Annotated in this window: 20 protein-coding genes; 9 read left to right on the top strand and 11 right to left on the bottom strand. The window is 65.2% G+C overall.

What is annotated here, in order from left to right; genetic code table 11:
- The first annotated feature begins 30 nt into the window (after window positions 1-30).
- The 4 genes from PSUB009319_RS02055 to PSUB009319_RS02040 all read left to right on the top strand — a co-directional run bounded on the left by PSUB009319_RS02055 (window position 31) and on the right by PSUB009319_RS02040 (window position 3261).
- The gene (locus tag PSUB009319_RS02055; protein ID WP_124380581.1) at window positions 31-825 is read left to right on the top strand and encodes an ABC transporter ATP-binding protein; all 795 of its coding nucleotides are present in this window, start codon (window positions 31-33) and stop codon (window positions 823-825) included.
- Entirely contained in the window at window positions 815-1711 is an 897-nt protein-coding gene (locus PSUB009319_RS02050) for an ABC transporter permease (protein ID WP_124380580.1), read from the top strand. Before PSUB009319_RS02055 ends, PSUB009319_RS02050 begins: the two co-directional genes overlap by 11 nt.
- A gap of 82 nt (window positions 1712-1793) precedes the next feature.
- Window positions 1794-2822, top strand: coding sequence for an ABC transporter substrate-binding protein (locus PSUB009319_RS02045; RefSeq protein ID WP_124380579.1), 1029 nt, complete (start codon window positions 1794-1796; stop codon window positions 2820-2822).
- Between the two features lie 40 nt (window positions 2823-2862).
- Window positions 2863-3261, top strand: a complete 399-nt coding sequence (locus PSUB009319_RS02040) for a DUF488 domain-containing protein (protein ID WP_124380578.1) — start codon at window positions 2863-2865, stop codon at window positions 3259-3261.
- Window positions 3262-3287: 26 nt separating this feature from the next.
- Here PSUB009319_RS02040 and PSUB009319_RS02035 read toward each other — a convergent pair whose 3' ends face one another.
- Complete coding sequence (locus PSUB009319_RS02035) at window positions 3288-3929, bottom strand: helix-turn-helix transcriptional regulator (protein ID WP_124380577.1); 642 nt, start codon at window positions 3927-3929, stop codon at window positions 3288-3290.
- Between the two features lie 115 nt (window positions 3930-4044).
- On the bottom strand, window positions 4045-4482 hold the full coding sequence (locus PSUB009319_RS02030; protein WP_124380576.1) for a multidrug/biocide efflux PACE transporter: 438 nt from the start codon (window positions 4480-4482) through the stop codon (window positions 4045-4047).
- 115 nt (window positions 4483-4597) lie between these two features.
- On the opposite strand from PSUB009319_RS02030, the gene PSUB009319_RS02025 reads away from it, so the two are divergent.
- Entirely contained in the window at window positions 4598-5494 is an 897-nt protein-coding gene (locus tag PSUB009319_RS02025) for a LysR family transcriptional regulator (RefSeq protein WP_124380575.1), read from the top strand.
- 15 nt (window positions 5495-5509) lie between these two features.
- Here the strand turns inward: PSUB009319_RS02025 and PSUB009319_RS02020 are convergent, their stop codons facing one another.
- The 5 genes from PSUB009319_RS02020 to PSUB009319_RS02000 form a co-directional block, all read right to left on the bottom strand.
- Window positions 5510-6382: a flagellar brake protein gene (locus tag PSUB009319_RS02020; protein ID WP_124380574.1), complete on the bottom strand. Its 873-nt coding sequence runs from the start codon at window positions 6380-6382 to the stop codon at window positions 5510-5512.
- Window positions 6383-6536: 154 nt separating this feature from the next.
- The gene (locus PSUB009319_RS02015; protein WP_124380573.1) at window positions 6537-6926 is read right to left on the bottom strand and encodes a RidA family protein; all 390 of its coding nucleotides are present in this window, start codon (window positions 6924-6926) and stop codon (window positions 6537-6539) included.
- Entirely contained in the window at window positions 6923-7891 is a 969-nt protein-coding gene (locus PSUB009319_RS02010; RefSeq protein ID WP_124380572.1) for a threo-3-hydroxy-L-aspartate ammonia-lyase, read from the bottom strand. Before PSUB009319_RS02010 ends, PSUB009319_RS02015 begins: the two co-directional genes overlap by 4 nt.
- Window positions 7888-8538 (bottom strand): transcriptional regulator, encoded by a 651-nt coding sequence (locus PSUB009319_RS02005; RefSeq protein WP_124380571.1) that lies wholly within the window; start codon window positions 8536-8538, stop codon window positions 7888-7890. The genes PSUB009319_RS02010 and PSUB009319_RS02005 overlap by 4 nt, the downstream gene beginning before the upstream one ends.
- A 148-nt stretch (window positions 8539-8686) precedes the next feature.
- On the bottom strand, window positions 8687-9448 hold the full coding sequence (locus PSUB009319_RS02000) for an SDR family oxidoreductase (protein WP_124380570.1): 762 nt from the start codon (window positions 9446-9448) through the stop codon (window positions 8687-8689).
- A 112-nt stretch (window positions 9449-9560) separates the two neighbouring features.
- On the opposite strand from PSUB009319_RS02000, the gene PSUB009319_RS01995 reads away from it, so the two are divergent.
- The 3 genes from PSUB009319_RS01995 (at window position 9561) to PSUB009319_RS01985 (ending at window position 13063) form a co-directional block, all read left to right on the top strand.
- Entirely contained in the window at window positions 9561-10487 is a 927-nt protein-coding gene (locus tag PSUB009319_RS01995; RefSeq protein ID WP_124380569.1) for a LysR family transcriptional regulator, read from the top strand.
- A 225-nt stretch (window positions 10488-10712) separates the two neighbouring features.
- Complete coding sequence (locus tag PSUB009319_RS01990) at window positions 10713-11246, top strand: hypothetical protein (protein ID WP_124380568.1); 534 nt, start codon at window positions 10713-10715, stop codon at window positions 11244-11246.
- A gap of 95 nt (window positions 11247-11341) precedes the next feature.
- Complete coding sequence (locus PSUB009319_RS01985) at window positions 11342-13063, top strand: SulP family inorganic anion transporter (protein WP_124380567.1); 1722 nt, start codon at window positions 11342-11344, stop codon at window positions 13061-13063.
- A gap of 9 nt (window positions 13064-13072) precedes the next feature.
- Here the strand turns inward: PSUB009319_RS01985 and PSUB009319_RS01980 are convergent, their stop codons facing one another.
- From PSUB009319_RS01980 to PSUB009319_RS01965, 4 genes are all read right to left on the bottom strand, one after another.
- Window positions 13073-14833, bottom strand: a complete 1761-nt coding sequence (locus PSUB009319_RS01980; RefSeq protein WP_124380566.1) for a virulence factor — start codon at window positions 14831-14833, stop codon at window positions 13073-13075.
- On the bottom strand, window positions 14830-17487 hold the full coding sequence (mprF, locus tag PSUB009319_RS01975; RefSeq protein ID WP_124380565.1) for a bifunctional lysylphosphatidylglycerol flippase/synthetase MprF: 2658 nt from the start codon (window positions 17485-17487) through the stop codon (window positions 14830-14832). Before mprF ends, PSUB009319_RS01980 begins: the two co-directional genes overlap by 4 nt.
- A gap of 268 nt (window positions 17488-17755) precedes the next feature.
- A complete protein-coding gene (locus tag PSUB009319_RS01970; protein WP_124380564.1) occupies window positions 17756-17962 on the bottom strand; it encodes a hypothetical protein in 207 nt (68 codons plus the stop codon).
- Window positions 17963-18077: 115 nt separating this feature from the next.
- Window positions 18078-18281: a hypothetical protein gene (locus PSUB009319_RS01965; protein ID WP_124380563.1), complete on the bottom strand. Its 204-nt coding sequence runs from the start codon at window positions 18279-18281 to the stop codon at window positions 18078-18080.
- Here PSUB009319_RS01965 and PSUB009319_RS01960 point away from each other — a divergent pair.
- The gene (locus PSUB009319_RS01960; protein WP_124380562.1) at window positions 18280-19794 is read left to right on the top strand and encodes a sensor domain-containing diguanylate cyclase; all 1515 of its coding nucleotides are present in this window, start codon (window positions 18280-18282) and stop codon (window positions 19792-19794) included. The genes PSUB009319_RS01965 and PSUB009319_RS01960 overlap by 2 nt on opposite strands.
- Window positions 19795-19841 lie beyond the last annotated feature (47 nt).

Genomic DNA, 19841 nt, shown 5'->3' with positions numbered 1-19841 from the left:
AACACAAAACACAAAACAGGAGACAACCCCATGCAGGCCAACTCGCCGACAGCGCCCCCATTGCTGGATGTACGTGGCGTCACGCTGCAATACAAGACACGTCAGCATCTGGTCACGGCCACCTACCGCGTCGACTTCCAGGTCTATCCCGGCGAGCGCTACATCCTGCTGGGCCCTTCGGGCTGCGGTAAATCGACGTTGCTCAAGGCCATCGGCGGCTACCTCACGCCCACCGAAGGCGAGATCCGCCTGAAGGGCCAGCCCGTGACCAAGCCGGGGCCGGATCGCATGATGGTGTTTCAGGAGTTCGACCAGCTCCTGCCATGGAAAACGGTGAAGGAAAACGTGCTGTTCCCGCTGCTCAGCACGGGCAAGCTCGGCGTGCGTGAAGCCGAAGCACGTGCGCTGCACTACATCAACAAGGTCAACCTCACCAAGTTTGCCGACCACCACCCGCACATGCTCTCGGGCGGGATGAAGCAGCGCGTGGCGATTGCACGCGGCATGGCCATGGAGCCCGACGTGCTGCTGATGGACGAGCCCTTCGCCGCGCTCGACGCACTCACGCGCCGCAAGATGCAGGACGAACTGCTGCAACTGTGGGACGAGACACGCTTCACTGTCCTGTTCGTCACGCACTCGATTCCGGAGGCGATCCGCTGCGGCAGCCGCATCCTGATTCTCTCGCCGCATCCGGGCCAGGTCCGGGCAGAACTGCCGAGCCTCGCGCGCGGTGATGATGACCCCGAGCGCTTCAAGGCGCTGGAAGCCGAAATCCACAACATGCTGTTCGACCGTGCGGTGGAGCAAACCCATGCAGACTGAAACCCTTTCCATGCCAGCCCCGGCCGACATCAGCAATCGCGCGCCCGTCTACGGCACGCCCGTGGCGTTCGAGCGCATTGGCGTGGTGGAAAAGCCGCTCTCGATTGCCGAACGTTTGTACGAGCAGGCGTGGCTGCGCAAGCTGGTCATCCTCATCGTGCTCGCGCTCGTGTGGGAAGGCGGCGCGCGCTGGCTCGACAACCCGCTGCTGATGCCGACGTTCTCTGACACCGCGCAGGCGCTGTGGGCGGGCTTGGCCAGCGGCACGCTGTTTGCACGCATCGGCACCTCCATGCAAACGCTGCTGGCCGGCTATGCGTTGGGCTTGGCGCTGTCATGCGCACTGGTTGTGCTGGGCATCAGCAACCGGCTGGAGCAGGACTTCCTGGAAACGCTCACCGCCATGTTCAACCCGTTGCCCGCCATCGCACTGCTGCCGATCGCACTGGTGTGGTTCGGCCTGGGCAACGGCAGCCTGATCTTCGTGATCGTGCATTCGGTGGTGTGGGCGGTATCGCTCAACACGCATGCGGGCTTTCTGTCGGTATCGAACACGCTGCGCATGGTAGGCCGCAACTACGGGCTCTCGGGCATGGGGTACCTGACCAAGATTCTGATTCCGGCGGCGTTCCCGTCCATCCTCACGGGGCTGAAGATTGGTTGGGCGTTTGCATGGCGTACGTTGATTGCGTCAGAACTGGTGTTTGGCGTCAGCTCCGGCCAAGGCGGCCTCGGCTGGTACATCTACGAAAACAAGAACCAGCTCCAGATTCCGGAAGTGTTTGCCGGCCTGCTGACCGTCATCATCATCGGCCTGCTGGTGGAGAACCTCGTGTTCCGCACGCTGGAGGCACGCACCATCAAGCGCTGGGGCATGCAGAACTAAGCTGATCAGGACGACCCTGGCAGGGGAGGAAACATAGGATGCCCCACCAACCTAACAATCGACCAAAACAAGGAGACACCCCATGCAGCAAACCCGCCGCAACATCCTTCGCCTGACCATGGCTGCCACACTGGCCACCTCCCTCTTCAGCGGTGCCATCTCCGCAGCCCATGCAGAAGCCAAAGAAGTCCGCATCTCTCACGGCTACGGCATCCTCTACCTGCCCATCATGGTGATGGCCAGCGAGCACCTGCTGGAAAAGCAGGCCAAGGCCGCCGGCCTGGGCGACGTCAAGGTCAACTACCGCATCCTCGATGGCGGCAACGTCATCAACGATGCAATGCTCTCGGGCGCGCTCGACATTGCCTCGCTGGGCGTGCCGGGCTTCCTCACGCTGTGGGACAAAACGCGGGGCAGCGCGATGGAAGTGCGCGGCCTGTCGTCGCTCAGCTCATCGTCGATGTACCTGATGACGCGCAACCCGAACGTGAAGACACTGGCGGACTTCTCCGACAAGGACCGCATTGCCGTGCCCGGCATCAAGACCTCGCTGCCTGCCGTGGTGCTGCAGATGGCCGCCGCCAAGACCTTCGGCGACAAGCAGTTCAACAAGCTCGACCCGATCACCGTGCCGCTGCCGCACCCGGACGCCACTGCCGTCATGCTGGCCGGCGGCAGCCAGATCAACAGCCACATGGCATCGCCGCCGTTCTCGTACACCGAGGCCGCTGCACCTGGCCTGCACCGCGTGTTCAATACCGTAGACGTGCTCGGCAACATCACGCTGGACATGACTTACACCAGCAAGAAGTTCTACGAGGCCAACCCAAAATTGTCGGCGGCATTCGTGGCGGCGCTGGATGAAGCGAATGCGCTCATCGCCAAGGACAAGACACGCGCCGCGCAGATCTACATCGCGCAATCGAAGGTGAAGAGCTCGCCGGAAGAGGTGAAGAAGATCCTCGATGATCCGGATTCGCGCTTCACGACCACGCCGGTTGGCGTCGGCCACTATGCTGAGTTCATGCAGCGCGTGGGCACGCTCAAGAACAAGCCCGCTTCGTGGAAGGATGTCTTCTTCCCGACGGTGCAGAGCCGGCAAGGTTCATAAGCGCTGAGCGCAACGACCCGCATCCGCACGGAGGCATCTCATGACACTACGCATCGTCCGGCTCGGCGAGCCGCGTCATCCTGATGAAGGCTTGCGTATCGGCACCGTGCGGCGGCCGCCGCGCGGCGTGCCCAAGGAAGCATTCGCCAGCCGCGATTTCTATGACGTGTGGATGCCGCTGCTCTCGCCCACGCCCGAGCTGGTCAAGCAGGCACAGGCCGCGCAAGCGGAGCACGACGACAAAGCGTGGCACACCTTCGTGCGGCACTTCCGCACCGAAATGCGCGACGGTGATGCCGCACGCCTGCTCGACATGCTGGCCGCGCTGTCGCATCAGACGAATCTGTCTGTCGGCTGCTATTGCGAAGATGAAGCGCACTGTCACCGCTCAGTGCTGCGTGAATTGTTGAATGAGCGTGGGGCGAAGGTGGCCGACTGACGGCAGGCCCCGGAACGTGCATGCACCTACCGGCGCGCAGACAGCGCCAGCATCAGCCGCACCACATCGCACTGGCTGTGCGTGTTGGTCTTGCGGTAAACGTGCTTGAGGTGCGTGCGCACCGTGTCGAGTGAAATGCCCAGCGTGCGGGCAATGCACGCGGGGTCAGAGCCGCCTGCCAGCAGATCGGCCACATCGGCTTCGCGGCGCGTGAGGTGGAACGCATCGGTCAGCCACAGGCTGGCCGGCTGTGCAGGCGAAATGCCAACACGCGTCGCAACGCGTTGCCAGCACAGCGGCAGCGCTTGCGCAAAATGCGGTAGCAAGGTCTCGGGCGCGGCACGCTGCTGCATGGGCTGCGGCACGCCTGCCTTGCGGTAATCGAGCCACACCGCGCCACGCACTTCGGCATCGGCCATCGGCCAGGCGTCGACACCATCGCCGCGTACCGCGTGCAACAGCACCTCGGCCGAGCGTGCGCCGCGTGATGCCACCCAGTGCCAGCGTCCATCCACGCGCCATCGGATCATGGCTGCGGCGTGGTCCGCACCGCACACATCGCGCAGCACGTTCATCACGCCCACGGCGTCGCCCGCGCACGCCGCCACATAGCATTGGCGCAGCACAGTTGCCGAGACATGGGATGAGGTGACAGAAAGGCGCAGCATGAAGGCAATACGGGCGCAGCGGCTTGCGGCCACTGCGCCCGTCTTGAAAGGGCCTTCATTATAGGAAGCGCGCTACCGCCTGCACTGCCCTTTTTGCCCTAGGCCGATCTTCGCGTCAGGCCAGCGCACGACGCGACATCCAGCGGGCGCGCAAATGGTCGTAGGCAAGGTTGAAGAAGAACGTGTACGGCAAGAAAAACAGCATGATGCCGATATCAATCACAAAGGCTTCCCACAGGCTGACGTTCAGCCACCACGCGCCCAGCGGCACCAGCATCACGACCAGGCCGCCCTCGAACAGGCCGGCATGCACCACGCGCACGGCCACGGTGCGCGATAGCTTGTAGCGATGCTCCACGCGCTCGAAGATGGCGTTGAACACCATGTTCCACGCCATCGCCACGCCAGCAAACATGAGCGTCAGGGCCCCCATATGCGCGAGGGGCACACCCATGATCCAACTGAACAGCGGCGCGCAGATGAGGGTGGCGAGAAGCTCAAAGCTCAGCGCATGAAACACACGCTCGACGGGGGTTTTGGCTGGCACTTGCATGGCGATACTCCGATGAATGGGCGTAATTTTCATCGGTGGAAGCGGGCTTATCCAGTTCGATAACATCGGTTTTTCCGATATATTGCGAGAATCCGTGCGCCCCCCGGAGCACCCTATGCGCCACTCTCCTGAAGCCCTGCACGCCTTTGCCGAGGCCGCCACGCTCGGGTCGTTCTCCGCCGCCGCGCGCAAGCTGGGCAAGCGGCAATCGACCATCAGCGAGGCAATCGGCAATCTGGAAATCGACCTTGGCCTGACGCTGTTTGACCGCAGCACGCGTCAGCCCACGCTGACCGAAGCGGGGCGCGCGATGCTCACGCAGGTGCGCCGTGTGCTTGAGGCCAGTGAACAAATGGACCGCCTTGCCGCACAGATGGCCGGTGGCCTGGAGGCGCGCCTCACGCTGGTGGTGTCCGATACGTACCAGTCTGATCGCTACGAACAAACGCTCGCGTTGCTCGAACAGCGCTTTCCCGAACTGGAGCTCGAGTGCCTGATCGCCGAGTACGAAGACGTGCTCGACATCATCCAGCAGGGCCGCGCGCAACTCGGCCTGGTGGCTACGCAGCCCGCGTATCCGCCGGACATTGGCGCGGCAACCATCGCAGAGCAATCGGAGATCGGCCTGTTCGTCGGACGACAGCATCCGTTCGCGCAATACGGCGACAAGGAAGTGCCGCATGCGATGCTGCGCGACGCGCGGGAGCTGCGCCTGAATACCTTTGTCGACCCGATCGGGCCGCGCGCAGAGACAACGCCCGTGCGCGGCCTGCGCCGGTGGTCTGCGCCGAGCTATCTGATGCTGCTGGAAATGGCCGTGCTGGGCTTCGGCTGGACGGAGTTGCCGCGCTGGCTGGTTGACCACTTCGCGGCAGACCGCCTGCACGAGGTGCGCGCACGCGGCTGGCCTCGCCATGTGCCGGTGGATGCGGTGTGGTCTCGCAAGCGTGCGCTTGGCCAGGCCGGTGCGTGGCTGCTGGAAACAATGCTTGCCGGCGCGATCAAGGCATAAGGCCGGCGCCAAAGCCTATTCGTCCAACCGCTCGATGATCAGGCGCGACAACTGCGCCGTCTGCTCTTTTGAGAGCGCGAACTCCACCCCAAACGACGGAAACGCCAAGTGCGATGCCCCCGGTGCGGGCGAGCCGCTGGCCACCCGGCCTGCCAGGGCGAAGTCTTCCTGTTGTCCGTCCACGTAGGCGCTGAACTCCAGCGCAAGGCGATCCCCCGGATGGAAAGCGGGACCGGCGCTCTGCACTAGCGCGCCATTCAGGCAGATATCGCGAATGACGGCCACACGATCAGCGGGCGAAGCCGGCTGCCCCTCTGCACGCACCGTGGCACCCATGCGCACCTGCACGCGCTTGGCCCGCCGCAGCGGCACCTTGTGCACCTTGGTCGGCATCGACAGCACGATATACGGTGACGGAAATTGCCCCACCGCCACCACGCTGCACAGCACGCTGACCACCGCCCGGCCCGAGAAACCGCGCACCAGCAGGATGTCACGCACCTCGGGCCGCAACGTGCGCGTGCCATCGGCTGGCTGCGTGATGAAAATCGCTTCGCCTTCGATATAGCCGATCAGTCGGCACGGCAGCGGGCCACGCAGCGGTGCGGATTTTTCCTGCACCTGAAGGATGGTGCCGATGGCCAGACCGGTTGCGCCCAGGCGCGGCTTGCCTTCGGGCACGTCAACAGGCTCAGCGGCGGCCGCGTCGTCGGCTTCGGTCAAGGCCATGACCGGGCCATGATGAAACAGCAACCGCACATCTTCGGCATCCGGCACGACCACACCGGCGGGCAGCAGCAGCCGGCCCGCGTTGTCTGCCAGGGTGAACGGCAGCGGTTGCCCGATGGGTACGTCGTCCTGCGTGAGTTGCCGCGATGGGTGGCTCATTGTTTTGAAGGGGGGGCGCATACGTTAGAGCCGGGCCAGCGCATGTGTCCTGGCGAGCATTCCGGCCATTTTGCAACAATGGCTCGCAAACGGGCGAAGATCAACCACCATCCGCTACCCCTGGCGTGATGTGCATCAACGCCAAGCGTTTGCGTCAGCCTGCCAGCGCGGTCGCCTCGATTTCGACCGCGAGGCCATAGTGCAACGTCGGCACCGGCACCACGGCGCGCGCGGGGCGCAGTTCCCCGATCCATGCGCGGTAAAGCGCATCGAATGCGGGCCAATGCGTTTCCATGTCGGTCACGTACACGCGCACCTGCACCAGGCGCGAGCGGTCCGTGCCAGCGGCGGCAAGCACCGCGTCCAGGTTGAACAACACCTGCCGCACCTGCGTCTCGAACGACGCATCGGCGAGCTTTTCGCCCGTGGGCGTCACCGGAATCTGCCCGGCCACGAACACAAAGCCATTCGCGCAGACCGCGTGTGAGTAGTGCCCGGCGGGCGGGCGCAAGTCCGGCGCATTCAGATAGCGCGCATCGCTCATACCGACCCCAGCACCAGCTTGGCGAAATGCTGCAAATCCACATTGCCACCCGACAGAATCACGCCGACGCGCTTGGCCGCCACGTCCACCTTGCCGGTCAGCGCGGCAGCAGCCGCCAAGCAACCCGTGGGCTCGACCACCGCCTTCATGCGGCTCGCAAAAAACTGCATGGCGCTCACCAGCTCTGCATCGCTCACCGTGACGATGTCGTCCACCAGCTCGCGGATCACGGCAAACGTGTAGTTACCCAGGTGCTGCGTCTGCGCGCCGTCAGCCAGCGTCTTGGGCGTGTCGATATGGACGATTTCGCCCTTGCGCAAGCTCTGTTGGCCGTCGTTGCCGGCCTCGGGTTCTACGCCGATGATCTTGCACGCGGGGTTCAGCGCACGCGCTGCCGTGGCGCAACCGGACAGCAAGCCGCCGCCGCCCAGCGGAGTGAGCAGCATATCCAGCGGGCCGACCTCTTCGATCAGCTCCTTGGCGGCCGTGCCCTGCCCGGCCATCACGTGCGGATGGTCGTACGGCGGGATCAGCGTGAGGCCGTGCTCTTCGGCCAGCCTGCGGCCGATGGCTTCGCGGTCTTCGGTATAGCGGTCGAAGAACACCACCTCACCGCCATAGCCGCGCGTGGCCTCCACTTTCACGACAGGCGCGTCCTTGGGCATGACGATGACGGCGCGCATGCCAAGCAGCCTGGCCGACAACGCAATCGCCTGCGCGTGGTTGCCCGACGAAAACGTGATCACACCCGCCTTGCGCTGCTCGGGCGTGAACTGCGACAGCGCGTTGTACGCCCCACGAAACTTGAACGCGCCCATGCGCTGGAAGTTTTCGGCCTTGAAGAACAGCTCGGCGCCGGTCATGGCGTTGGCGGTGCTCGACGTCAGCACGGGCGTCTTGTGGGCCACGCCTTGCAGGCGGGCATGCGCGGCAACAACGTCTTCGTAAGTGATGGGCAGGCTCATGCGATGTGCTCGTTATTCTCGGGAAGGTAGGTGTAGACGGTGGAGCGCGCCACGCCCAGCGTTTGCGCAACTTCAGTCAACGCGCGGCGCAGGTTCAGCAGGCCGCTGGCGGCCAGTTCGCGCATGGCTTCACGGCGCAGATCGAGCGTCATGGCCATGGGCGTGGTATTGCGCGCGGCAGCAAAGTGTTCAAGCGCGGTGCGCACGTCTTCCACGCGGCGCGAGCCCAGCGATTCAGCCACCGGCGGCGCAGCCACATCGACGCGCATCAGTTGCGTCAGGCCGGTGGTCACCGCGCTCAACATGGAAACGTCCATGTTCAGGCAGATGGCCGCGACGTAATGGCCGCGGCTGTTCTTCAGGCCGATGGATGTGCTCTTGGCCGGGCGTCCGTCGGGAAACCGGTTGGCGTAGTTTTCGATGACTTCCGGAAACTCCGGATCAGCCAGGCGCGCAAGGCCCAGTTCAGTCACGGCGTCGCCCACTTGGCGGCCGGACAGGTTGTTGGCGATGGCAACGACAGAATGATCGGGGTCGGTCAGGTCGTGCAGCACGACTTCCACCAGCGGCGCCAGCGTCTTGCCCAGCGCCTCGACAATCTTGCGGCCCTCGCGCAGCAGAAAGCGGTTTTCTTCAGCAGGTTTCATGGGCACTGACGATACGTCAATTACTGACATTTCGTCAATATCGTGCTGTTTTAGCGTTGCCACCTACAGAAGACGGAAGGCTCTGCCGTGCAACGCGGATGTCCGCGGGGACAAGTTGCGGCGCTGAACGGCAGAGCAAGGGGTAGATTTAAAGCTGGCTCATGCCGCCATCGGCAATGATTTCCGTGCCGACAATGAAGGCCGATTCCGGCGCCGACAGGTGCAGCACAGTCGATGCGATCTCTTCGGGCTGGCCAAAGCGGCCCAGCGGAATCTGGCTCTGGATCTGCGCCGCCGTGGCGGACAGGGTGTCGGCATCGAGGCCCAGCTTGCCGTAGAGGGGTGTGCTGACTGGGCCGGGGCTGACCACGTTCACGCGGATGCCCGAGCCGATCAGCTCGCCCGACAGCGTCTTGGCCAGCGAGATCAGCGCCGCCTTGCTCGCCGCATACACCGACGACATCGGCATGCCGATACGCGCATTGATCGAGCCGTTCAGCACGATCGATGTACCAGGATTCAGGATCGGCAGCAGCGCCTGAATCTGGAAGAACGCGCCCTTCACATTGGCGTTGAAGGTGGCGTCCCACAGGGCCTCATCCACATCCGGAACAGTTGCAAACCTGGCCATGCCAGCGTTGATGAACACGGCATCCAAACGCACGCCGGCTTCCTGCAGTTGGCGCGCCAGCTCGCGCGCGGCGGCCACGGTGCCGGTTTCATTGCGGATGGCGATGGCCGCGTTGCCGCCAACCGTGCCGAGCGCGGCGCGGGCCGTTTCCAGCGCCGCCGCATCGCGCCCGGTGATGACCACGCGGGCGCCTTCCTTAACAAATGCCTGGGCGGCTGCCAGGCCGATGCCGCTGTTGCCGCCAGTGACCAGAACGGTCTTGCCTTCAAAGCGATTCATGATGTCCTCCATGGGATCCGTTGAACTTGAACAATCGCGTAACTGCAGTGTGGACGCGGTCAAGCGGTTTGCCATACGATCATTCCGATGAACACGTTCGAAGGAATTGCACATGTTGACGGACGAAGAATTGGCGCTGCTGGAGGCCATTCGCCAGACGGGCAGCCTGTCGCGCGCGGCGGCGCAGTTGGGCAAGGCGCCCTCGACCGTGTCGTACGCGGCGCGGCAGCTAGAGCAGCGTTTTGACGCCCTGCTGTTTGACCGGCGCCGCTACCGGCTGCAGCTCACGCGTGCGGGAGTGCTCCTCACTGAAGAAGCCGCGCGGCTGGCGCAGGATGTGTCGCGCATCACGCAGCGCGTGCGGCAGGTGGCCAACGGCTGGGAAGACCGGCTGTGGATCGTGACGGACGAGTTGCTGGAGTTTGAATCGCTCATGCCGGTCATGCATGCGTTTGATGCGCTGCAATCGGGCGTGGCGCTGCGCGTAACGCACGAGGTGCTGGCCGGCACATGGGAAGCGCTGCGCGATGGCCGCGCCGATCTTGTCATCGGGGCCACCAACGAGCCCCCGTCCATCCCCAACCTGGGGTGGTTCGAGCTGGGCGTGGTGGAGTGGGTGTTTGCCGTGTCACCACGTCATCCGCTGGCGGCCATCGAGGCGCCGCTCACGCGTGAGGAAATCGCGCGGCACCGCGCCGTGGTGGTGGCCGACTCGGCACGAACCACCGCCGGCCGCGCCTACGGCATGCTCAGCGGGCAACCCACACTGGCTGTGCCGAGCATGCGCGCCAAGACGCTGGCCCAGCGCGACGGCCTGGGCGTCGGCTGGCTGCCGAGGCACCGCGTGGCATCGCTGCTCGCACGCGGCGAGTTGGTGGAGAAACACACCACCGACCCGCGCGAGCCGAACCTGCTCTACGTCGGCTGGCGCAGCGGCGATGTCGATGGCGAGGGCCGCGCCCTCCAATGGTGGCTTGAGCAACTACGCCAGCCGCGTCTGGCCAAACGCCTCGTGCAGGGTGTCGACGCATTTGCCTGAAACCTCGCCTGGGCGTGTGATCTTGCCTATGCTGGGATGGCGTCGGCGCCGCATGGTCGCCGATGCACCGTAAATCGCATCACAGGGCGCCAACTGTTGCGAAATGATCAACGTTGCAGCGTTTGTCTTCAGACAAACCCTCGGTTTGGTCAACGCGCGCTGTCGGCTGGCGTTAATCGGTCACGCACGTATCTTCGTGCCTCGTTAACCTCGTAAGGTCTCGTTATGAAACTGTCTGCGTTGATGTTTTCGATGGGTGCGTTGGTGATGGGCTCCTCGGCGCTTGCGCAAGGCACAGCCACGCCCGCTACCGCACCGGCGGCTGCACCGGCTGCTGTCCACGCGGTCTGCAAGGACGGCACGCCTTACAGCGGCGCGACGCTCAAGGGCGCTTGCCGCGGCCATGGCGGCGTCGACAAGAAAGCCAGCACGGGCAGTGCTCCGGCTGCCGCGCCGACTACGCCTGCGGCAGCGCCTGCTGCACCGGCACCGGCTAAACCCGCGGCTGCTGCGCCTGCCGCTGCGCCCGCACCGGCGCCAGCCGCCAAACCTGCAGCCACTGCACCTGCCAAGCCGGCAGCAGCAGCCGTTGCCCCCGGCGGCGGCCCTGACAAGGTGTGGGCCAACGCCGGCACCAAGGTCTACCACTGCCCGGGCGATCGCTACTACGGCAAAACCAAGCAAGGCGAATACATGACCGAAGCCGACGCCAAGGCCGCCGGCATGCGCCCGAGCCGCAACAAGGCCTGCACCAAGTAAGTCACGCCTGAAGCAACCCTGCACGCCGCGGCCCTTCCGGGTCGCGGCGTCTTCCATTTCAGCGCCATCGGCTCATCGTCCCACCATCACATCGCATGCCCCCGAGCAACGAACATCCCGCCACCGCCCTGCAACACCCGGAGAGCTTCGCGCCGCTGGCAGGGCCACCCCAGCCGCCACAGCAGCGCGTGGTGCGCGACGTCATCGCCGGGTTCTCGATTGCGGGTCTGCTGCTGCCCGAAGCCGTTGCCTATGCGGGCATTGCCAGCCTGCCGCCGCAGGCCGGTTTGATTGCACTGCTCTGCGGCCTGGTGGTCTATTCGCTGGTGGGCACAAGCCGCTTTGCCATCGTCTCAGCCACATCGTCGTCGGCTGCCGTGCTGTTTGCGACCGTGCTCTCGGAGCCCGGCGCCAACAGCGCAACGGCCCTCACGATGGCAGCGGCGCTCATCATCGCCACGGGAGTGCTGTTTATCCTGGCCGGTGCTGCGCGGCTGGGCGGCATGTCGGATTTCATCGCGCGGCCGGTGCTGCGCGGCTTCACGTTCGGGCTGGCGCTGACGATTGCCATCAAGCAGTTGCCCAAGATCCTTGATGTGACGGTGCACCACAGTGACACGCCACGCGTGGCACTCGACATCATCACCAGCGCGGCCAATGCCAACCCATACAGCACTGCGTTGGGAGCCATCGCGCTCGTCCTGCTGTTTGGCCTGGGGCGCTGGGGGCGCATTCCGGCCACGCTGGTCGTCATCGTGCTGGCCATTGCGGCCGGCTACTGGATCGACTGGCACACCTACGGCATCGCCGTGGTCGGCCATATCGATTTGCAAAACATCAGCTTTGGCGTGCCCGGCCTGAGCCACACGCAATGGATGCAAAGCGCCGAACTCGGCTTTGCATTGATGCTGATTCTCTATGCCGAGTCCTACGGCTCGATCCGCAACTTCGCGCTCAAACACGGTGATGGCATCTCTGCCAACCGTGACCTCATCGCGCTGGGCTGCGCGAACCTGCTCTCGGGATTGCTGCACGGCATGCCCGTCGGTGCCGGGTATTCAGCCACATCTGCCAACGAAGCGGCGGGCGCGCAATCACGCCTGGCCGGGCTGTGTGCGGCGGCTGTGGTCGCGCTGATCGTGTGGCTGTTTTTGCCGCAGCTCGCGCGCATTCCCGAGCCGGTGCTGGCGGCCATCGTGATCTTTGCGGTCAGCCATTCGCTACATCCGGCCGTGTTCAAACCGTACTGGATGTGGCACCGCGATCGTCTCGTGGTGATTGCCGCGCTGCTTGCGGTGCTGGTGCTGGGCGTGCTGCACGGGCTGCTGGCCGCGATTGGTGTGAGCCTGCTGCTGACGCTGCGCAAGCTTTCCGAGCCCAACGTGAGCGTGCTCGGCCGGCTGCGCGAGAGCCACGATTTCGTCGATGTGTCCTTGCACCCGGAAGCCAAGCCGTTGCCCGGCGTGCTGATCGTCCGGCCCGAAGTGCCGCTGTTCTTCGCCAACACAGAACGCGTGCTGGGCAAGGTGCGCGCGATGCTGCAACCACCGCACGCGCCCGCGCTGCGCGCCATCATGCTCAGCCTGGAAGAAACACCGGACGTGGACGGCTCGGCCATCGAGGCGCTGCGCATCTTTGCCGCCGAATGCGCGGCACGCGGCTTGCAGTTGATGCTGGTGCGGCTCAAGCCGCGCGCGCTGGCGGCCTTGCAACGCGCCGCAAACAACACGCTGCGGCCTGAAATGCTGCACGAGTTGAGCGTAGACGAGTGTGTGCAGTCGTTGGCCTCCGGCACCAGCGGACCGGCCGGCGGCTAGCCAAGCAGGTTAGCGCGGGGCGTTGCCCGGCCCGCGCGCGCCTTCGAGGATGATGCGCGCCAGCTTGGCGTAGTCGCCATCAAAGTGATGGCCGCCGGGCAGCTTCACGAGCTGCACCTGCTTCGGGTCCAGACCGGGGCAGTTGGTGTCCTTCTCTTCCTTGCCGTAGATACACATGCCCAGGCCCGCTGGCAACTTCTGCACCTCGGGCAGGATCAGCAAGCCAGACGCGCTGCTCGACACCCAGTTGGTCATGTGAAATTCAAAATCGGCGCGCTTGCCCAGGCCCATCATCACGGCCAGCGCCACTTGCTCGCGCGAGGCCGCCGGCATGCGGTTGACGATGAAAGGCAATACATCCGCCCCCTGCGAATAGCCGATCAGCAGCGCCTTCTGCTTCTTCCAGCGCGCGGCGTAAAAGCGCACGAGGCGGTCCATGTCGGCCGCAGCAGAGGCCGGCGTGCGTGGCGACCAGAAATAGCGCAGCGAATCAATACCGACCACCGGCACGCCCGACTTTGACAGCGCGGCCGCCACTTCCTTGTCGAGCCCCGCCCAGCCGCCGTCACCCGAGAGCAAAATCGCAAACAGCTCCGACGACGTGCCCGGCTGCGCAGCGACTTCAATGATCGGCAAGTCCGACACCGCAGCAGGCGGCGGCGGGGGCGGCGGCTTGCGTTGTGCGACGAGCTTGGCGAAAGCCGTTTTAAAAGGCTCGCTCTCTGTGATGGGCGGCACATTGGCACCCGAGCCAGCGGCTGGCAACGCCACCGATTGCGCCCCGGAAATCGTATCGATGAACGCTTGCGTGGCGCGCGCCTCGCACAGCGGGCCGGAGCGGCGCGCGAACGACGTCAGCGTGCCCGGCGATTGCAGCGCCACCCACGGCGCCGACAGCTTCATGGCCGGCAGCAGCACCACGCCGGCGTTCTCGGGCGGTTTGACACGTTTGGCCGTGGTGCGACTCTCGCTCTTGCGGCGGCTGAAGTGAATGCCTTCACCCTTGCACAGCGGCTTGCGCAGCTCCAGCACCGGGCAGAACTCCATCGACATGGCTGCGGCAAAGATGTTCGGGCGCGCCTGCGCGATCATCGCGTAGGCCAGCGCACCGCCTTCGTTGTCGCCAACAAGGATGGGCGGGTAGTAGCCCGGCACCTTCTCGTAGGCTTGCAAGAAGCGGCTGAAGTTTTCCAGGTCACCATCGGGGAAGGCGCAATCGCCCTGGTCGGCTTCCAGGCTGGAGAACAGCGCTGGCGTCGACAGCCCGGCCACCAGCGCGCCCTGCTGGGCCAGGCTTTCTGCCATGCGCGATGCGGCGGGCGTCCAGCCCAGGTCGCCCGACAGCATCAGCACGACGGAGCGGATTTCGCTCTTCGGCTTGTAGACCGGCACGTCGCGAAAACGCCCGTGCGTGACGAACTCGGCGGCGCCCGGTGCGGCGGCGGGCGTGGCCGGCGCCACCACCGGCAGCGAAAGCACGCCACCGTTGGCGGCCTTGTTGGCGGTGACGGCGGCGGCGCTCATCTGCAGGCGCGCCGGCATATCACCCTGCGCAGGCACGGCCGCAACGCCACTGGCGCCCGTCATGCCGACGGTCGGCACCAGCACCGGACCTTGCACAGACGTGGGCTTGGCCGGTGCATCGGCGGCGATGGCCCAGGCTGCAGTCAGCGCCATGCCGATCGCACTCAGATGCGCCGCCCAGCGCAAGCCTTTGCGTAACGCTCCCCGATGCCGTGCCTCTTGCGTGCGCGGTGCTTGCCAACTCATTTGGAGATCACTCCCTTCAAGCCGCCGCCGATCAATGCAGCGACGTCCGTCAATGTGAATAGCGGCGCAATGCCGCCGCGTGCGAGCAGGTAGCGGGCTTCCCACACCGGCTCGAACTTGTCCTTGAAATTGCGCAGCCCACGGAAATTGTAGAAGCGCGCGCCGTGGCGGAACATCATCCGTCCGAAGCGGTGCCAGCGCGGCGCAAGCTGATGCTCGACCATGCCCGACATCGGCGCCATGCCTAGCCCGAAACGCTGATACCCCTCCGCCTGAAAGTGGAGGATGACCTTGCCGAACAGGAAATCCATGGTGCCGGGCGGCACTTCGCTGCGATAGCGCATGAGGTCGACGCTGGCCTCGATGCGCTGCACATCGGGGCACATCAGCGTGGCAAACGCGACGATGGCGCCCTGTCTGTCGGATGCACCGCGCACCACGGCCACGGGCTGGCGGCAGATGTAGCGGTCATCAAACGCGCCGAGCGAAAAACCCTTCTCGCGCGCGTTCTGGTTGCGCAGCCATTCATCGGAGATGGCGCGCAGTTCGTCAAGCACGGCGGGCACGTCCGCCGCCGGCACGATCTCGAACGACAGGCCTTCGCGCTCGCCCCGCGTGACGCCGTGGCGCAGGTTGGCGCGGCGCGAGCCCTTCAAGCTGAACTCGGGCAGCGACACATAGGCCTCTTCACCCAGCTTGTAGGCGCGCAGGCCTGCATCGAGATACAGCGGGAGCGTTTGCGGCCGCGTCTTGTAGAACGCCGCACGGCCGCCGTGCGCATCGGCCATTTCGATAAAGCGCCAGATCAGCTCCGGCCATTCCTGTTGCGCGCCCACGGGGTCGGACAGCGCCACCCAGGAGCGCCCTTGCTTGGCATACATGATGAAAGCGTTGCCCGACGGCGAAAACAGCAGGCTCTTGTCGCCCATCAGCGCGAGCGTGGCATCTGCGGCGGGTTGCTTGCGGATGATCTCTGCGGCGCGGGTGAGTTCTTCATCGCTCGGGAATGTCGTAACGCCGGGCTCCTTGCGAAAGAGCTGCCACATGCCGAAACCGAGCCCGGTGACGGCCACCGCCATCAGCGCGCGGATGGAACGCGGTGCATCGCCGTCGAAGGTGAATTGCCACCAGAGCTGGTTGGCGTAGGCCACCTCGCGGTAAGCGAAGAAGAGGATCCACACGCACGCCGCAAATACACACACCGTGGCGAGCAGCCACCCTGCCTCCAGCCGCTGCGAGAACAGCGACGACGGCCGATCAAACTGCCTGCGCGAGATGACAAGCAGCACCGCCAGCGTCACCAGCACCGCCATCTCCGACACGGCGATGCCCTTGGGCAGAGCCAGCACGCCAGCGAGCAGCGACAGCACCAGCGCAGCCCACCATGCGGCGTCCAGCCGATGCAGCAGCCCGCGCGCGACAAACAGCATGATGAGCCCCGCCACGCTGCCGATCATGTGCGACGCTTCCACCACAAACAGCGGCACGTGCATGCGCAGGAGGTCTTCGGCTTCGTCCGTGGCCGGGGTGACACCCGAGACCAGCAGCATCACGCCGGCCACCATCGTCAGCGCGGCCAGCAGCCCCGGCGACAGCTTGACCGCGGCACGGCCGAATGGGGCAGCAAACGGAGCGCCCGCGCCAGAGCGCAACTCGAACACGCCTAACATGGCGGCAGCCACCACCAGCGGCAGCAGGAAATAGATCGCGCGGTAGAACAACAGCGCGGCCAGCACCTCGGCCGGTGGCGCCTGGCCGCTGCAGCCCAGCAGGATGACGGCCTCGAACACGCCCAGGCCACCCGGGCTCTGGCTCAGCACGCCCAGCGTGACGGCCAGCGCGTAGAACGCCACAAACGTGGGCAGATCAACGGCACCGGCCGGCATCAACACCCACAGCGCTGCCGCAGCCGCAATCATGTCCGCCGCCGAGATGGCAAACTGCCGCGCGGCCAACCCCGGCGGCGGCAGGCGGATCTCCCACCGGCCGAACAACGTCACGTGGCGCTGCCGCATGCACAGCACCAGCAACGCCACCACACCGGTCAGCACCAGCAGCGCCACCACTTCAAGCAACGCCGCCGGCAGATGCGTAATCGCAGCGATATGCGGCGCGCCCCACAACAATCCCACCGCACCGAAGGCCGTGGTGGACACGCCCAGCGCACCCGCGTCAAAGGCCACCGCCTCCGTCACACGCGCAGCGTCGAGCCCGGCCGCTGTGTACAAGCGTGTGCGCACCGCCCCCGCCGTCAGCGAGCCCAAACCAACGGTGTTGCCCAGCGCATAAGCAATGAACGAGGTAGTGGCCACGGTACCGGGCGCCACGAGCGCGCCTGCATAACGCAGGCCGGATGCGTCGTAGCCGGTCAGGGCGACATAACTCAGCGCTGTGGCCAGCCCGGCCAGCAGCAGGTGCGAGCGGGGTGTTGCCTGCAGCGCGGCGACCATGTCGGCGTAGTGCACGTGGTCGAGCAGCGCGTACAGGCTATCGAACACCAGCGCGCCAAGCACCAGCACCACCCCGATCACGATCCACCCGGTAAGGCCCAGGCGCGAATCGGAACGCGCAGGGGTGGCGGGCGCGGCAGGCGCAGCATGCGCCGACGATCGGCGCGAGGTTGAACTGGCGTCGTTGGACGCGGCGTCAGGCATGGTGAAAAACGAAATCCCTGCTGGCTTGGCGGAGTGCCTGGTCGAAGCGATATGCGAATCCGAACACGCAGGGGCGGGAAAGCGCGGCAAGCCGAACGGCCTGAGCCCACGCTCCTGCGGTATCGACATCTGGGTTGGACCCGGCCTATGGGCGCGGGCTCATTGCGCGCGCCTCGGCCTCAAATGGCGCGGGTGCCGGATTCGCACGGTGTCTGTGGTCCACGTAATACGGCTGAAGTGACCGATTCGTTGACACGCATTCCGTATTTTACGGTTTGGGCGCGCTTCCTGGCGCCTTGGGCGGCACATTGGGCTTGCCGGCATCGATGGATACCGGATCGCTGGCCGGAAAGGTCTCTTCAATGCCCTCGTCGAGCAGGGCTTCCTCGTGCGTATCGGGCACAGGCGGATGCGGGTTGGCGGGCGCTGGGGTGGGCGAGGCGCGGTCGTCTGGCTGATCTGGCTCATCTGGCATGGCGTTCTCCAAGAGTGCTTACCCAGAATAGGTAAAGCCGGCCTGACAGGATGACATGGAGGGCGGCATGGCCATATGTCAGGCGGGCGCGTCCTCGGCGCTACGAGTGCGCCACTCAGTCGATGCTCAGCAAGTCGTGCGCCCGCGGCACCGAAAAAGGACACAACGGGGCCTCGAAACGTTGCGCATCGAGGCGGCGGCCGATATCCGCAAACGTTTTTCTTCTGGAGAAGGCGCTCGACAGTATTGCGGAGAAAGGTGGAGTGCGGTAGACAATCACGGCTGTTACCGTTTTCAATTTTTTTACAATTCCGCGCATGCCTTTACAGCGCGCCACCGGTGCGTTCCTGCGCCGGCCGTCCTCATTAATCTTTGGCGCTTCGGTGCTGTCGCTGGTGCTGGCCGCGTTGACTGCGCTGTCATTGCAGGAAATGCGCGCCGATGCACTCGCCCGCGCGCGTGACAGTGCCGACAACCTGTCGCTGATCCTGCAGCGCGACATTGCCCGCAACATCGAGGTGTATGACCTCTCATTGCGGGCCGTGATTGACGGCCTGCGCGAGCCGGACATCGTTGCGCTGCCGCCCGCCATCCGCCAGCTTGTGTTGTTCGACCGCTCGACCAACGCGCAGGATCTGGGCTCGCTGCTGGTGACCAACGCGGTGGGCGACATCGTCATCGATTCACGTTCGGTGCCGCCCCGGCACATCAACCTGGGCGATCGCGACTACTTCCGGGTGCAGCAGGGCTCACCAGACGCCGGCCTGTACATCAGCGCGCCATTCAAGCCGCGCATTACCGACGCGGATGCGTCACTCGGGCTGAGCCGGCGCCTGAATGGGCCGCATGGTGAATTCAACGGCGTGGCGGTCGGCACGCTGCGCCTGAACTACTTTCGCAGGCTGTTTGACGGCATCAACCTTGGCCCCCACGCAGCGGTCACGCTCATGCGCTCCGACGGCACGGTGCTCATGCGCCGTCCTTACGAGGCCGACGTCATCGGCCGCAGCCACGCGCAAAGCCCGGCGTTTCAGAAACGGCTGCTGTCGCCCGAAGGTTCGTACGTGGAAGTGTCGCCCGACCACGTCGAGCGCCTGTTCAGCTACCGCCATATCGGCGACCACCCGCTGATCGTCACGGTAGGCCTGGCCACCGAAGACATCTACGCCGAGTGGTGGCAGCGCGCGTGGGTGATCGGCGGCATCGTGCTGATGCTCGATGCGGTGTTCATGGTGCTGTCGGTGCTGTTTGCCCAGCAACTGCGCAAGCGTCTGGAGATTGAACGGCAGCTTCAATTGCTGGCCAATACCGACAGCCTGACCGGGCTCGGCACGCGCCGCGCGCTGGACTCTGTGCTGGACGTGGAATGGCGCCGCGCCAATCGGCATCACACGCCAATGGCCGTGCTGATGATCGACGTGGACGACTTCAAGCAATACAACGACCGCTACGGTCATGCGGCCGGCGACACCGCGTTGCGCACCATGGCGCGCTGCCTGAACGACAGCATCAAGCGCCCCGGCGACTTCGCTGGCCGCTACGGCGGCGAAGAGTTCGTCGCCGTGCTGCCGAACACCGACCTGAACGGTGCCATGCGCGTGGCAGAGGCCATCCGCACCGCTGTGCTGGCCGCCGACGAACCGAACGTGGGCAGCACGTACGGCAGGCTGACAGTGAGCATCGGCGTGGCCGTGCACTCGGGCATTGCCGACGAGGACGACACGCTCGAAGACCTCATTCGCCTGGCCGACGGGCGGCTGTATGAAGCCAAGGCCGCCGGCCGCAACGTCGTCATCCCGCGGCAGGAGCGGCCAAGGCTTGCGGTGGTGTAGTCGGCCCGCCATCCGGGCCGCAGCGTATCATCGCGGCTTTTTCACCG

Origin of the sequence: Ralstonia sp. SET104, from assembly GCF_003851545.1 — a bacterium.
GTDB lineage: Bacteria > Pseudomonadota > Gammaproteobacteria > Burkholderiales > Burkholderiaceae > Ralstonia.
Note: the sequence above shows the minus strand (reverse complement) of the source record. Positions and strands in the feature narration are given on the sequence as shown.

Coding starts and splice junctions, on each gene's coding strand:
- PSUB009319_RS01995 (WP_124380569.1), top strand. CDS start 9,561: ATGTTGACGGACGAAGAATTGGCGCTGCTGGAGGCCATTCGCCAGACG.
- PSUB009319_RS02010 (WP_124380572.1), bottom strand. CDS start 7,891: ATGAGCCTGCCCATCACTTACGAAGACGTTGTTGCCGCGCATGCCCGC.
- PSUB009319_RS01980 (WP_124380566.1), bottom strand. CDS start 14,833: ATGAGTTGGCAAGCACCGCGCACGCAAGAGGCACGGCATCGGGGAGCG.
- PSUB009319_RS02030 (WP_124380576.1), bottom strand. CDS start 4,482: ATGCAAGTGCCAGCCAAAACCCCCGTCGAGCGTGTGTTTCATGCGCTG.
- PSUB009319_RS01990 (WP_124380568.1), top strand. CDS start 10,713: ATGAAACTGTCTGCGTTGATGTTTTCGATGGGTGCGTTGGTGATGGGC.
- PSUB009319_RS01970 (WP_124380564.1), bottom strand. CDS start 17,962: ATGCCAGATGAGCCAGATCAGCCAGACGACCGCGCCTCGCCCACCCCA.
- PSUB009319_RS01965 (WP_124380563.1), bottom strand. CDS start 18,281: ATGCGCGGAATTGTAAAAAAATTGAAAACGGTAACAGCCGTGATTGTC.
- PSUB009319_RS02055 (WP_124380581.1), top strand. CDS start 31: ATGCAGGCCAACTCGCCGACAGCGCCCCCATTGCTGGATGTACGTGGC.
- PSUB009319_RS02025 (WP_124380575.1), top strand. CDS start 4,598: ATGCGCCACTCTCCTGAAGCCCTGCACGCCTTTGCCGAGGCCGCCACG.
- PSUB009319_RS02050 (WP_124380580.1), top strand. CDS start 815: ATGCAGACTGAAACCCTTTCCATGCCAGCCCCGGCCGACATCAGCAAT.
- PSUB009319_RS02035 (WP_124380577.1), bottom strand. CDS start 3,929: ATGCTGCGCCTTTCTGTCACCTCATCCCATGTCTCGGCAACTGTGCTG.
- PSUB009319_RS01960 (WP_124380562.1), top strand. CDS start 18,280: ATGCCTTTACAGCGCGCCACCGGTGCGTTCCTGCGCCGGCCGTCCTCA.
- PSUB009319_RS02015 (WP_124380573.1), bottom strand. CDS start 6,926: ATGAGCGATGCGCGCTATCTGAATGCGCCGGACTTGCGCCCGCCCGCC.
- mprF (WP_124380565.1), bottom strand. CDS start 17,487: ATGCCTGACGCCGCGTCCAACGACGCCAGTTCAACCTCGCGCCGATCG.
- PSUB009319_RS02040 (WP_124380578.1), top strand. CDS start 2,863: ATGACACTACGCATCGTCCGGCTCGGCGAGCCGCGTCATCCTGATGAA.
- PSUB009319_RS01985 (WP_124380567.1), top strand. CDS start 11,342: ATGCCCCCGAGCAACGAACATCCCGCCACCGCCCTGCAACACCCGGAG.
- PSUB009319_RS02020 (WP_124380574.1), bottom strand. CDS start 6,382: ATGAGCCACCCATCGCGGCAACTCACGCAGGACGACGTACCCATCGGG.
- PSUB009319_RS02005 (WP_124380571.1), bottom strand. CDS start 8,538: ATGAAACCTGCTGAAGAAAACCGCTTTCTGCTGCGCGAGGGCCGCAAG.
- PSUB009319_RS02000 (WP_124380570.1), bottom strand. CDS start 9,448: ATGAATCGCTTTGAAGGCAAGACCGTTCTGGTCACTGGCGGCAACAGC.
- PSUB009319_RS02045 (WP_124380579.1), top strand. CDS start 1,794: ATGCAGCAAACCCGCCGCAACATCCTTCGCCTGACCATGGCTGCCACA.